The organism is Stenotrophomonas sp. HMWF023, from assembly GCF_003060985.1.
Lineage (GTDB): Bacteria > Pseudomonadota > Gammaproteobacteria > Xanthomonadales > Xanthomonadaceae > Stenotrophomonas > Stenotrophomonas lactitubi.
Map to the genome: position 1 here is coordinate 15,534 of NZ_QAIJ01000321.1, position 12,418 is coordinate 27,951.

The 12,418-nt window shown below is 67.3% G+C and carries 8 protein-coding genes and 1 riboswitch; of the genes, 5 read left to right on the forward strand and 3 right to left on the reverse strand.

Annotated features, from left to right (window positions below):
• Window positions 1–22: 22 nt before the first annotated feature.
• Window positions 23–105, reverse strand: a riboswitch (S-adenosyl-L-homocysteine riboswitch).
• A gap of 123 nt (window positions 106–228) precedes the next feature.
• Both DBR20_RS19790 and ppc read left to right on the forward strand, forming a co-directional pair.
• A complete protein-coding gene (locus tag DBR20_RS19790; protein WP_108267886.1) occupies window positions 229–2,745 on the forward strand; it encodes a prolyl oligopeptidase family serine peptidase in 2,517 nt (838 codons plus the stop codon).
• A 234-nt stretch (window positions 2,746–2,979) separates the two neighbouring features.
• Entirely contained in the window at window positions 2,980–5,691 is a 2,712-nt protein-coding gene (gene ppc, locus DBR20_RS19795; protein ID WP_108267888.1) for a phosphoenolpyruvate carboxylase, read from the forward strand.
• A 94-nt stretch (window positions 5,692–5,785) separates the two neighbouring features.
• Here the strand turns inward: ppc and DBR20_RS19800 are convergent, their stop codons facing one another.
• Together DBR20_RS19800 and metK are read right to left on the reverse strand one after the other, a co-directional pair.
• On the reverse strand, window positions 5,786–6,292 hold the full coding sequence (locus DBR20_RS19800; RefSeq protein WP_089238821.1) for an acyl-CoA thioesterase: 507 nt from the start codon (window positions 6,290–6,292) through the stop codon (window positions 5,786–5,788).
• 71 nt (window positions 6,293–6,363) lie between these two features.
• Window positions 6,364–7,575, reverse strand: coding sequence for a methionine adenosyltransferase (metK, locus tag DBR20_RS19805; protein ID WP_089238823.1), 1,212 nt, complete (start codon window positions 7,573–7,575; stop codon window positions 6,364–6,366).
• A gap of 314 nt (window positions 7,576–7,889) precedes the next feature.
• Between metK and DBR20_RS19810 the strand changes: the two genes are divergently transcribed.
• The 3 genes from DBR20_RS19810 (at window position 7,890) to DBR20_RS19820 (ending at window position 11,586) form a co-directional block, all read left to right on the forward strand.
• A complete protein-coding gene (locus DBR20_RS19810) occupies window positions 7,890–9,599 on the forward strand; it encodes a lysophospholipid acyltransferase family protein (protein ID WP_108267890.1) in 1,710 nt (569 codons plus the stop codon).
• A complete protein-coding gene (locus DBR20_RS19815) occupies window positions 9,596–10,396 on the forward strand; it encodes a UDP-2,3-diacylglucosamine diphosphatase (protein ID WP_108267892.1) in 801 nt (266 codons plus the stop codon). The genes DBR20_RS19810 and DBR20_RS19815 overlap by 4 nt, the downstream gene beginning before the upstream one ends.
• A gap of 155 nt (window positions 10,397–10,551) precedes the next feature.
• Window positions 10,552–11,586 (forward strand): metal-dependent hydrolase, encoded by a 1,035-nt coding sequence (locus tag DBR20_RS19820; protein WP_108267894.1) that lies wholly within the window; start codon window positions 10,552–10,554, stop codon window positions 11,584–11,586.
• 82 nt (window positions 11,587–11,668) lie between these two features.
• On the opposite strand, the gene DBR20_RS19825 is transcribed toward DBR20_RS19820, so the two are convergent.
• A partial coding sequence (locus DBR20_RS19825; protein WP_258223434.1) for a class I SAM-dependent methyltransferase occupies window positions 11,669–12,418 on the reverse strand: 750 nt, incomplete at its 5' end.

Consider the following 12,418-nt stretch of genomic DNA (forward strand, 5'->3'; position numbering starts at 1 on the left):
TGTGGGCGAGCGGATGCTCGCATCTAGCCGGGCGCCGTTGTTGCAAAGCCACCTGGCCGAGCCTGGCCGGTCTCAGGGGATCCGGTCGCAGCGCCCCTCGGCAGGGGAGGATGCCCATTATATCGCGCCTCCGCTGTGACACAGCGATGACCCAACCATCGGCAGATGGGCGGATGTGCATGGCCTGTTAAGGTCGAGGGCTTCACGCAGCGAACAGGTGGAACAATGATGAGCATGCACGCACGCCGCAACCGGCGCTTGACTGGCCTGGTCCTGTCGATGGCCCTGCTGGCGGTGGTCCCGCAGGCCTTGGCTGCGGCCCCGCAGGCGGCACAGACCCAAGCGCAGGGCGTGACCGGCTACGAGCTGCCCTCGGCCGCACTGCAGGCGGTGGTCGACGCGCCGCGGGCGCCGTCGCTGTACCTGTCGCCACGTCGCGACGTGGCCGCGCTGATGCAGATGCCGTCGCTGCCGTCGATCCAGGTGGTGGCGCAGCCGGAGCTGAAGCTGGCCGGCCTGCGCATCAACCCGCGCACCTTCTCCGACAGCCGCTTCAGCTTCGGCCAGAAGCTGTGGCTGATGAACGTGGCCGACGGCAAGGAGCGGCAGATCAGCGGGTTGCCGGCGACGTTGTCGATCGCCAGCCTGACGTGGTCGCCGGACCAGAAGTGGCTGGCCTTCAACCAGGTCGATGCCGCTACCGGTGCCAATGAACTGTGGCTGGTGGACGTGGCCGGCGGCAGCGCCCGTCGTCTGGTCGCCGGCCTGAACACCGTCCTGGGCAGTGGCTACCAGTGGTTGCCGGACAGCCGCGGGCTGGTGGTGTTCACCCGCCCGGCCAACCTGGGCGCCGCACCGGCCGCGGATGGCATTCCGACCGGCCCGGCCGTGCAGCAGACCAGCCAGGGCGGGGGCGTGGTCTCCATCCGCACCTATCAGGACCTGCTGAAGAACGAGGCCGACGCGCGCCAGTTCGATTACTACGCCACCACCCAGCCGGTGGAGGTCAGCCTGGACGGGCAGAGCCGTGCCATCGGTGCGGCCGGCATCTTCATGGGCTTTGCGGTGTCGCCCGATGGCCGCTTCGTGCTCAGCCAGCCGGTGCAGCGCCCGTACTCCTACGTGGTGCCGGTGAGTAGTTTCCCGCGCCGCATCGAAGTGCTCGACCGCAGCACCGGCAAGCTGGTGCACACCGTGGCCGTGCGTCCGTTGGTGGAGGGCTTGCCGACCGGCAACGATGCCGAAGTGACCGGCGTGCGTGACATCAGCTGGCGCGGCGATGCCGATGCCACCCTGGTATGGGCCGAAGCGCAGGATGGCGGCGATCCGAACAGGGAGGCCAAGGTGCGCGATGCGGTATTCATGCAGGCCGCACCGTTCGACACGCCGCCGGTGACCCTGGCACAGCTCGGCAGCCGTTATGCCGGCATCAGCTGGGGCCGCGGCGACCTGGCCCTGCTCAACGAATCGTGGTGGAAGACCCGCCGCAGCAAGACCTGGCTGATCGCACCGGACAACGCCAGCGCCGATGCCAGGCTGCTGTGGGACCGCGATGCGCAGGACCGCTATGCCGATCCGGGTCGTCCGCTGATGGCCAGCGATGACCGCGGCCGCTCGCTGCTGCAGACCACCGCCGATGGTGGCAGCCTGTATCTGGCCGGTGCCGGTGCGTCGCCGGAGGGCGACCGTCCGTTCGTCGATCGCTTCGAGGTGGCCAGCGGCAAGGCGACCCGCCTGTTCCATTCGCAGGCACCGACCTACGCCGCGCCGGTGACGTTGTTGGATGCGCAGGCCAGTTCGCTGCTGATCAGCCGCGAAAGCCCGGATGAACCGACCAACTTCTACGTGCAGTCGCTGGCCGACACCAACGCTGCACCGCGTGCGCTGACCCACTTCGCCCATCCGCTGCCGCAGTTGAAGGGCGTGCAGAAAGAACAGATCCGTTACAAGCGCAAGGACGGCGTGGACCTGACCGCGACCCTGCTGCTGCCGCCGGGCTATGACCCCAAGCGCGATGGTCCGCGGCCGCTGCTGATGTGGGCCTACCCGGGTGAGTTCAAGAGCGCTGCGGCCGCCAGCCAGGTGACCGATTCGCCGTACCGCTTCAACGCGATCAGCTACTGGGGCCCGCAGGCGTTCCTGGCCAAGGGGTATGTGGTGCTGGCCAGCCCGTCGATGCCGATCATCGGCGAAGGCGACAAGGAACCCAACGACACCTACATCGAACAGCTGGTGGCCAATGCGCAGGCCGCGGTGGACGAGGTGGTGCGGCGTGGCGTGACCGATCGCGAGCACATCGCCATCGGTGGCCATTCCTACGGTGCGTTCATGACCGCCAACCTCCTCGCGCACACCCGCCTGTTCAAGGCCGGCATCGCCCGCAGCGGCGCCTACAACCGCACGCTGACCCCGTTTGGTTTCCAGGCCGAAGAGCGCAACTACTGGCAGGCGCAGGACGTGTACCAGAAGATGGCGCCGTTCAACTACGCCGACCGGATCAAGGATCCGATCCTCTTCATCCATGGCGTGGACGACAACAATTCGGGCACGTTCCCGCTGCAGAGCGAGCGCATGTTCGCTGCGGTGAAGGGCTTGGGCGGCACTGCCCGCCTGGTGATGCTGCCGAACGAATCGCATGCCTACCGCGCACGCGAATCGATCATGACCATGCTGGCCGAAAGCGAGCGCTGGCTGGAGCAGACCCTGGGTCCGGTGCAGCAGGGCAAAGCCAAGAAGAAGCGCTGACGCGCATGACGGCGCCCCCGCAACGGGGGCCGCCTGTGCGGCTGCGCCGCCGCCCGAGCATGGGCTCGGGCGCTACAGGGTATGGCGCGTGATGACGTCTGTAGAGCCGAGCCCACGCTCGGCTCCTTCTGCTGCGGATACGTGCAGATGAAACCATTTCCGCATCGCAGCATCGTGCGTAATCTGGTTTAGGCTTGGGGTCTGGATCCGTTGACCGAGGCCTGTGCGTCGCCGATGAACGAGTACCGCAGCAGTATCGAGTTCGCTTCCCCCGATCTACCCCTGCGTGACGATGTGCGCCGTCTCGGTGCACTGGTCGGCGACCTGCTGGTCGAGCAGGTGTCGGCCGCTTTCCTCGATGACGTCGAGGACGTGCGTACGCGTGCCATCGCCCGCCGCGAGAACCAGGCGCCACTGTCCGAGCTGGCCGATGGCCTGGCCGGGCGTGCACCGCAGCAGGCCGAGACCATGGTGCGGGCATTCAGCACCTACTTCCAGGTGGTCAACATCGCCGAGCGCGTGCATCGCATCCGCCGACGCCGCGACTACCAGCGGGCCGTTGCCGCCGCACCGCAACCCGATGGCCTGCAGGACGCCCTGCAGCACCTGAAGGCACAGGGCGTTGGTCTGGACGAACTGGCGCAGTGGCTGCCACGCATCGATATCGAGCCGGTGTTCACCGCGCACCCGACCGAGGCCGTGCGCCGCGCGCTGCTGGAAAAAGAGCAGCTGATGGTGGCCAGCCTGGTCGACAACCTCGACGGCCAGCGCACCCCCGGCGAAGCCGCCGCCGACGCCGCGCGCTTCCGCATGGCGTTGACCGCATCGTGGCAGACCACCGATTCCTCGCCGGTGCGTCCGACCGTGGATGACGAACGCGAACACGTCGGCTTCTATCTGGTGCAGGTGCTGTACCGGGTCATCCCGGTGCTGTACGAATCGCTGCAGCAGGCACTGCGCGATACCTATGGCGAGGAACTGCCGCTGCCACGCCTGCTGCGTTTTGGCACGTGGGTGGGCGGCGACATGGACGGCAATCCCAATGTGGATGCGCACACCATCCGCAACACGCTGGATGCACAGCGCGTTGCCGTGCTGGGCCAGTACCAGAAGGAACTGCTGCAGCTGGCCAGCCTGCTCAGCCAGTCCACCGAACGGGTGGGGGTGAGCGATGCACTGCAGGCGCGTGTCGCGCACTATCAGCAGTTGCTGCCGCAGGTGCAGTCGCGGCCACGCCATGCCGACATGCCGTATCGGTTGCTCAACGACCGCATGCGCGCGCGCCTGCAGGCCACGCTGGATGATGCCGACGGCGCCTATGCCGGTCCGGACGAGCTGATCGATGACCTGCAGCTGATCCTCGACAGCCTGCGCGCGAACCGTGGCGAACATGCCGGCGGCTTCGCCGTGCAGCGACTGCTGTGGCGGGTGAAGACCTTCGGCTTCCATCTGGCGCGGCTGGATGTGCGCCAGGAATCGAGCGTGCATGCGCGCGCGCTGGCGGCGGTGCTGGGCGGCGACGCGGCATGGGATGCGTTGGATGCAGCCGGTCGCGCCCGCCTGCTGGCGCCCCATGCCAGTGGTGAAACACCCTTGCCCGTTGGCGATGACGAGGGCAGCCAGCGCTTGGATGCAGTGTTCGCTGCCTTGGCCGATGCGCGTGCGCGGCATGGTGGCGACGCGCTGGGCAGCTACATCATCTCGATGGCGCACGACCGTGGCGATGTGCTGGCGGTGCTGGCGCTGGCGCGCCGTGGTGGCCTGGTCGATGACGCCGGCGACGTGCCGCTGGATATCGCGCCGCTGTTCGAAACCGTGGACGACCTCAAGCGTGGTACTGCAACACTGCGCGATCTGCTGGCCGATCCGGTGTATCGCGCGCATCTGCGTGCACGTGATGATGTGCAGATGGTGATGCTCGGTTATTCGGACAGCAGCAAGGACGGTGGCATTGCCGCCTCGCGCTGGGGCCTGCAACGCGCGCAGGTTGAGCTGCTGGAGGTGGCTGCCGAAGCGGGCCTGCGCCTGACCTTCTTCCATGGCCGCGGCGGTTCGATCAGCCGCGGTGGCGGCAAGACCACGCACGCGGTCGATGCTTCGCCCCGCGGCAGCATCGATGGCCGCCTGCGGGTGACCGAACAGGGCGAGGTGATCCACCGCAAGTACGGCATCCGCGCGCTGGCGCTGCGTTCGCTGGAGCAGGCCACCGGTGCGGTACTGCGCGCCAGCCTGCGCCCGCGCGCCGCCGAGCCACGCGAGGAGGACTGGCGGCCGGTGATGGACGTGGTCGCCGGTTCCAGCAGCGAGGTCTATCGGGCGTTCGTCGGCCAGCCGCGTTTCATGGACTACTTCCGTACCGCCACGCCGATCGATGTGATCGAACGGATGACGCTGGGCTCGCGGCCGTCGCGCCGGCTCGGCCAGGATGCGGCGTTGACCAACCTGCGTGCGATTCCGTGGGTGTTTGCCTGGAGCCAGGCGCGCGCGGTGATTCCAGGCTGGTATGGCGTCGGTAGCGGCCTGCAGGCGGCGGTGGACGCCGGCCATGAAGCCACGCTGCGTGAGATGGCGCGGGACTGGCCGTTCTTCCGCACGTTCCTGGATGACATCGCGATGGTACTGTCCAAGGGCGATATCACCATCGCCGAACAGTTCTCGCGCCTGTCAGGCGAGCTGCATGATGCGTTCTTCCCGCAGGTTGAACGCGAACTGGAACTGACCCGGCATTGGCTGCTGGCGCTGATGGAGCAGCAGACCCTGTTGGACCACGACGCGCGGCTGGCGCTGTCGATCCGCCTGCGTAATCCCTATGTGGACCCGATCAGCGTGCTGCAGGTGGACCTGCTGCAGCGCTGGCGCGAAAGCGGGCGCGAGGACGATGACCTGCTGCGTGCGCTGGTGGCCTGCGTGAATGGTGTTTCGCAGGGCGTGCAGAACACCGGTTGAGCCGTGGTAGTGCCGGCCGCTGGCCGGCAACCTTGCATCTGTTTCCGAGCATCAGGAGGTTGCCGGCCAGCGGCCGGCACTACCGGGTTTGAGATCATTCTTCCGGCGACGGCGGATTCGACGCCAGCAGTTCCAGATGCCGCTGCTCCATTTCCTGGCGTAGCTGGCGGCGGATCAACGCGGCGGCCTGGCGGCGCTTCTCGTCCGAACTGGCCGGCTGCAGTGATGGAACCGGCGTCGGCCGGCCTTCCTCGTCCACCGCCACCATGGTGAAGAAGCAGCTGTTGGCGTGGCGCACGCTGCGCTTGAGGATGTCCTCGGCCACCACCTTGACGCCGATTTCCATCGACGAGGTGCCGGTGTAGTTCACCGAGGCCAGGAAGGTGACCAGTTCGCCGACCGCGATCGGCTGGCGGAACACCACCTGGTCCACCGACAGGGTGACCACGTAGCGGCCGGCATAGCGGCTGGCGCAGGCATAGGCGACCTGGTCGAGCAGGCGCAGGATCGCGCCGCCGTGGACCTTGCCGGAGAAATTGGCCATCTCCGGCGACATCAGCACGGTCATGGACAGCTGGTGGGATTTGAGTTCGGTCGACATGCGGCGATTGTATCGGCGTGGCTCGGCTCTACAGGAAGCAGAAGGGCCGCTTTCGCGGCCCTTCGTCTGTCTTACTTCAGCTTCGCGTCGGCGCGCAGGGCGGCGGCGCGATCGGTCTTCTCCCAGGAGAAGGCCGTGGCGTTGACGGTCTCGCCTTCGCCGTTGATGTAGCTGAACTCCTTCGGCTTGCGGCCGAAGTGGCCGTAGGCCGCAGTCTGCTGGTACATCGGGTGGATCAGGTCCAGCATCTTGATGATGCCGTACGGGCGCAGGTCGAAGTGCTTGCGGATCAGCTTCTCGATCTTGTCGTCGCTGATCTTGCCGGTGCCGAAGGTGGTGACCGAGATCGAGGTCGGCTCAGCCACGCCGATGGCGTAGGAGACCTGCACTTCGCAACGGTCGGCCAGGCCGGCGGCAACCACGTTCTTGGCGACGTAGCGGGCAGCGTAGGCGGCCGAACGGTCGACCTTGGACGGGTCCTTGCCGGAGAACGCGCCACCACCGTGACGGGCCCAGCCGCCGTAGGTGTCGACGATGATCTTGCGGCCGGTCAGGCCGCAGTCGCCCACCGGGCCGCCGATCTCGAACTTGCCGGTCGGGTTGATGTGGAACTTGGTGCCCTTGTGCAGCCACTTGGCCGGCAGCACCGGCTTGATGATCTCTTCGCGGACGGCCTCGATGAGGTCCTTCTGCTTGATGCCCGGGGCGTGCTGGGTCGACAGGACCACGGCGTCGATGGCCGAGACCACGCCGTTTTCATAGCGCAGGGTGACCTGGCTCTTGGCATCCGGACGCAGCCAGGACAGCGGCGAGTTGCGCTTCTTGCGGATCTTGGCCTGCTGCTCGACCAGGCGGTGCGACAGGTGGATCGCCGCCGGCATGTAGCTGTCGGTTTCGTTGGTGGCATAGCCGAACATCAGGCCCTGGTCGCCAGCGCCCATTTCTTCCGGCTTCTTGCGGTCAACGCCCTGGGCGATGTGCGGGGACTGCTTGCCGATCAGGTTCAGCACGCCGCAGGTGGCGCCGTCGAAGCCGACTTCGGAGCTGTCATAGCCGATGTCCACGATGACCTTGCGGGTCAGCGCTTCCAGGTCGATCCAGGCGCTGGTGGTGATCTCGCCGGCAACGATGGCAACGCCGGTCTTGACCATGGTCTCGCAGGCCACACGGGCGCGCTGGTCCTGGGTCAGGATCGCGTCCAGCACCGCATCGGAGATCTGGTCGGCAACCTTGTCCGGATGGCCTTCAGAGACCGACTCGGAGGTGAAGAGGTAGCTGGACATCAGGCTTAATATCCTTTGATTCGGATGGAAAGATGGGCGCGAATGATACACGGGGTGCGCCGCCTGTGCATTGTGAACCCGTATGGGTTGTCGGTGGTTAAGGTGTTGTGCCCGGCAGGGCAAGGCCTGGCGGGCATTGCGGGGGCATCGTGCACAGGCAGTGTTCCACTGGCGTGACCATTGCCGCCCCCCGCCGGGCCCGGATGGGCCTGCGCAGGCGCCGTCATCATTCTGCCGCCAAACCGCCATCTGGCTGCCGCGTCCTGGGCGCAGGCTCTCGGCCAACCCGGCCGCCGGGCAGGAGTGGACACGCCATGCAGGAACTCGAACAGCGTCTGCAGCAACGCTATCCCGACTGGTTCCATGGCCGTCGCGGCCAACTGGCCCGGCCCCTGCTGCGCAGCGTCGGACGCTGGTCACGGCTGGACCGGATCGAGGAGTTCCTGCGCCGCAACGCCAACGTGCGCGGTTTCGACTTCGTCGCCGCCGGATTGGATTTCATCGAGGGTCGCTACCACGTGGACCCCGCCGCGCTGGCGCGGATTCCCGCCACCGGCCGCCTGTTGATCGTGGCCAACCATCCCTCCGGTGCGCTGGATGCCCTGGCCTTGCTGGATGCGGTCGGCCGCATCCGCCGCGACGTGCGCATCGTGGCCAACGATCTGCTGGGCGCGATCGGGCCGCTGCAGGACCTGCTGCTGCCGGTACGCATCCTCGGTGGCAAGGTCCAGCGCACCAGCCTGCAGGCGGTGGAGCAGGCGCTGGCGGCCGAGCAGTGCGTGATCGTGTTCCCGGCCGGCGAGGTCTCGCGGTTGTCGCTGCTCGGCATCCGCGACGGTCGCTGGCAGCGGGGTTTTGTCCGCTTTGCCCGTGCCGCCGCCGCACCGGTACTGCCGGTGCGTGTGGACGCGCGCAACTCGGCGCTGTTCTACGGCGCCTCGACGCTGTTCAAGCCGGCCGGCACGGCACTGCTGGCACGCGAGATGTTCGCCCGCCGTGGCCGGCCGCTGCGGCTGCGCATCGGCGAACCGATGCAGTTGGGGCAGGGTGACCCCGGCGCACAGCTGCTGGCGGTGCGCCGCGCGGTGTACGCGCTGGGGCGCACTACGCCGGTTGCCGAAGGCTGCCCTGCAGGGCCCGAGCCGCTGGCCGCGCCGGTGCCGCCTGCACACGTCGCCGCTGGCATTGCCGCTGCCACCGTGCTGGGGCAGACCGCCGATGGCAAACAGATCCTGCTGGCCAGCTGCGCTGCTGATTCTCCGTTGCTGCACGAGCTGGGGCGGCTGCGCGAACTGACCTTCCGCCAGGTGGGCGAGGGCACGGGGCGCAGTCGCGACCTGGACGACTTCGACCTGCACTACCAGCACATCGTGATCTGGGACGGCACCGCCCAGCGCATCGCTGGTGCCTACCGGATCATGCGCGGTGCGCAGGCGTTGGCGCGCCGGGGCCTGGCCGGGCTCTACAGTGCTTCGCTGTTCCGCTATTCCGACGATGCCATTCCACGCATTGCCGAAGGCCTGGAACTGGGCCGCAGCTTCGTGGTGCCCGATTACTGGGGCAGCCGCAGCCTGGATTACCTGTGGCAGGGCATCGGCGCCTATCTGCAATGCCAGCCCGGCATCCGCTATCTGTTCGGTGCGGTGTCGATCAGCGCCGCCTTGCCCCGCGATGCGCGCGAGCAGTTGGTGGCCTATTACCAGCGCTACTACGGCGCGGCCGATGGTCGGGTGCAATCGAACCGGCCGTTCCAGTACTTCGCCGCGCCACCGTGCTTCGGCGAACTGGATGCGGCGGCCGCCTTCGACGTGCTCAAGGCCAACCTTGCCGCGCTCGGCACCGGCGTACCCACCTTGTACCGGCAGTACACCGACCTGTGCGAACCCGGCGGTGCACGGTTCCTGGCGTTCGGCGTCGACCCGGATTTCAGCGATTCGATCGACGGCCTGATCGAAGTCGACCTGCACGCGATCCGGCCACACAAACGCAAACGCTATCTGCGCGATGCGGGGATGCCGGCATGAACACGCTGGCGAACCTGGCACCGCATCGTCGCGCCGTGTTCGTCTCCGATGTTCATCTCGGGTCGCGGCATTGCCACGCCACCGAGCTTGCGCGTTTTCTCGGCACGCTGCGCTGCGAGCGGCTGTACCTGGTCGGCGACATCATCGACCTGTGGTGGATGGCACACCGGCGCGCCAACTGGCGGCAATCGCACAGCGACGTCATTCTGGCCCTGCACGCGCTGCGGCGCGCGGGTACCGAGATCATCTACATCCCCGGCAACCACGACGCTTCGTTGCGCCAGGTGTGCGGCCTGATGCTGCCGGCGATGCAGGTGCGCCGCCGCGCGATCCACACCACGGCCGATGGCCGCCGGCTGCTGGTGGCGCATGGCGACGACTATGACGGCGTCACCCACTTCGGTGGCCTGCAGGAGCGCTTTGGTGACTGGCTGTACTACCGCATCCTTACCGGCAACCATCTGTTGAACGCGGTGCGGCGCCGGCTCGGAATGCGCTACTGGTCGCTGTCCGAATTCCTGAAACGGCAGAGCAGTGCGGCCGAACGCTACATCGAGCGCTTCGTGCAGGCCGGTCTGGATGATGTGCGCCGGCGTGGCCTGGATGGCATCGTCTGCGGACACATCCATCGCGCCGCGCTGATCGAACGTGACGGTCTGGTCTATGCCAATGACGGTGACTGGGTGGAGAGCCTGACCGCCCTGGCCGAGGACCACGACGGCGCGTTGCGGCTGCTGGACCACAATGGGCGGACACTGGTCGAGCTGCCCGGGGCGCGGTTGTCGCAGGCGGCGTAAACCGCTCCTGTAGCGTCGAGCCATGCTCGACGGGCGTGCAAGGTGGTCCCCCTGTAGCGCCGAGCCCATGCTCGGCTGTCGTGGCGCCGAACGAAGAGCAGCCGAGCATGGGCTCGGCTCTGCATACACCGCGCGCAACCCGCTAGCATCGGCCGATGGACTCATTGACCCAGATCGTTCTCGGCGGCGCCGTCGCTGCCGCCATCGCCCCGCCCGGACACCGCCGTGCCGCTCTGTTGGCCGGTGCCGCGCTCGGCACCCTGCCGGACCTGGACGCCCTGTGGCTGGGCTTTGCCGCCGCCGACCCGGTGGCGAACATGACCGACCACCGCAGTTTCAGCCATTCGCTGCTGGTGCTGCCGTGGGTAGCCGCGTTGATCTGGTGGTTGTTCAAGCGCTTCGGCAACGGCAGGGTGGCGCAATCACCGGTGCGCTGGTTCTGGGCGATCCAGCTGGCGTTGGTCACCCATCCCGTGCTGGATGCGTTCACCGTCTACGGCACGCAGCTGTGGTGGCCGTTGCAGCCGCATCCGGCGATGGGCTCGAGCGTCTTCATCATCGATCCCGGCTACACGGTGTGGTTGCTGCTGGGCTGCGTGCTGGCCTGGTTCGGTCGCGCGCGGCCGTGGGCGGGCAAGGTGCTTGGTGTTGCGCTGCTGCTCAGCAGTGCGTACCTGGGCTGGGGGCTGATCGCCAAGGCGCAGGTCGACCGTGCCGCGCAGCAGAGCCTGGCCGCGATGGGCCTGGGTGACGCGCCGCGGTTCTCGGTGCCGATGCCCTTCAATACCCTGCTGTGGCGGGTGGTGGCGATGACCCCCAATGGCTACGTGGTGGGTGACCGCTCGCTTGTGGCCGACCACGCGCCGATGCGTTTCGAGGGGCATCCGTCCAACGTGCAGGCATTGCGCGAAGCGGCGGGAATTCCGGCGGTACAGCGTCTGCAGTGGTTCAACCGTGGCTTCATGCGCGCACAGGTGGTTGAAGGCCGGTTGGTGCTGAGCGACCTGCGCATGGGCCTGGAGCCGGACTACACCTTCAACTTCGCGGTGGCCGAGCAGGTTGACGGCCAGTGGCGTGCGATCGTGCCCGAGCAGCTGCGGGTGGACTACAGCAGCCCGGCCGCGCGTGCCGATGCCGGTCGCCGGTTGTCGGCCATGTGGCAGCGCATCTGGCACCGGCCAGAACAGTAGATCCACGCCATGCGTGGATGGCGCAATGCATCGGCACCCGAGGGTTCCACCCCATGCATGGATGGCCTGTACCGCAGACCGCTCAATACACCGTTGCGCGGCCCTGCACGAACGAATAGAAGAACACCGCATTCGGATCGTTCTGCACCAGCCGGAACTCGCGACGCATGCCCTCCACCGTCTCTTCGTCCACCGTGCCGGCCTGCAGCAGCTGGTCGGCCGCCGACAGCAGCAGCTGTTCCCAGAACGCGATCATCGTCTTGCGACGTGCCGGTTCGCGGTTGTCCAGGTGGATGGTCTTGATCTCGGTGTGCACATCGCGGAAGCCGCCGGCCAGCAGCAGATTGCCCAGCTTGGCGCCGACGAACGGGTCACCGCCATGGTCGTACTGGAAGTCATTGAAGGCCATCCAGTAGCGCCAGATGTGCGGCGAATACGGATCAAGCAGGAACGAAGCATTCATCACCTCGGTGATGTACACCGGCGAGCCCGGGGCCAGCACGCGGCGTACTTCACTCAGTACGCGCGCGGGCGAAGGAACATGTTCCAGCACCCAGCACAGGAACGCGGCATCGAAGGTGCGGGCCTCGAACGGCAGTTCGCCGGCATCGGCCTGCTGCAGGGTGTAACGGTCGCTGCACCACGGCGTGCGCGCCAAGTTCTCGCGTGCGGTTTCCAGCTGGGTCTCGCTCAGGTCGACGCCGGTCACGTGCAACTCGGGGAAGCGGCGCAGCAGGATCTCGGTCTGTGCACCCACGCCGCTGCCGACTTCCAGCAGGCGCTTTGCGCCGCTGTAATCGATCTGGCCGAAGATGCTCGATTCCAGCAGGCG

Excerpts from the sequence above, each read along its gene's own strand:
- metK (WP_089238823.1), bottom strand. The coding sequence starts at position 7,575 with ATGTCCAGCTACCTCTTCACCTCCGAGTCGGTCTCTGAAGGCCATCCG.
- DBR20_RS19815 (WP_108267892.1), top strand. The coding sequence starts at position 9,596 with ATGAACACGCTGGCGAACCTGGCACCGCATCGTCGCGCCGTGTTCGTC.
- DBR20_RS19810 (WP_108267890.1), top strand. The coding sequence starts at position 7,890 with ATGCAGGAACTCGAACAGCGTCTGCAGCAACGCTATCCCGACTGGTTC.
- ppc (WP_108267888.1), top strand. The coding sequence starts at position 2,980 with ATGAACGAGTACCGCAGCAGTATCGAGTTCGCTTCCCCCGATCTACCC.
- DBR20_RS19820 (WP_108267894.1), top strand. The coding sequence starts at position 10,552 with ATGGACTCATTGACCCAGATCGTTCTCGGCGGCGCCGTCGCTGCCGCC.
- DBR20_RS19790 (WP_108267886.1), top strand. The coding sequence starts at position 229 with ATGAGCATGCACGCACGCCGCAACCGGCGCTTGACTGGCCTGGTCCTG.
- DBR20_RS19800 (WP_089238821.1), bottom strand. The coding sequence starts at position 6,292 with ATGTCGACCGAACTCAAATCCCACCAGCTGTCCATGACCGTGCTGATG.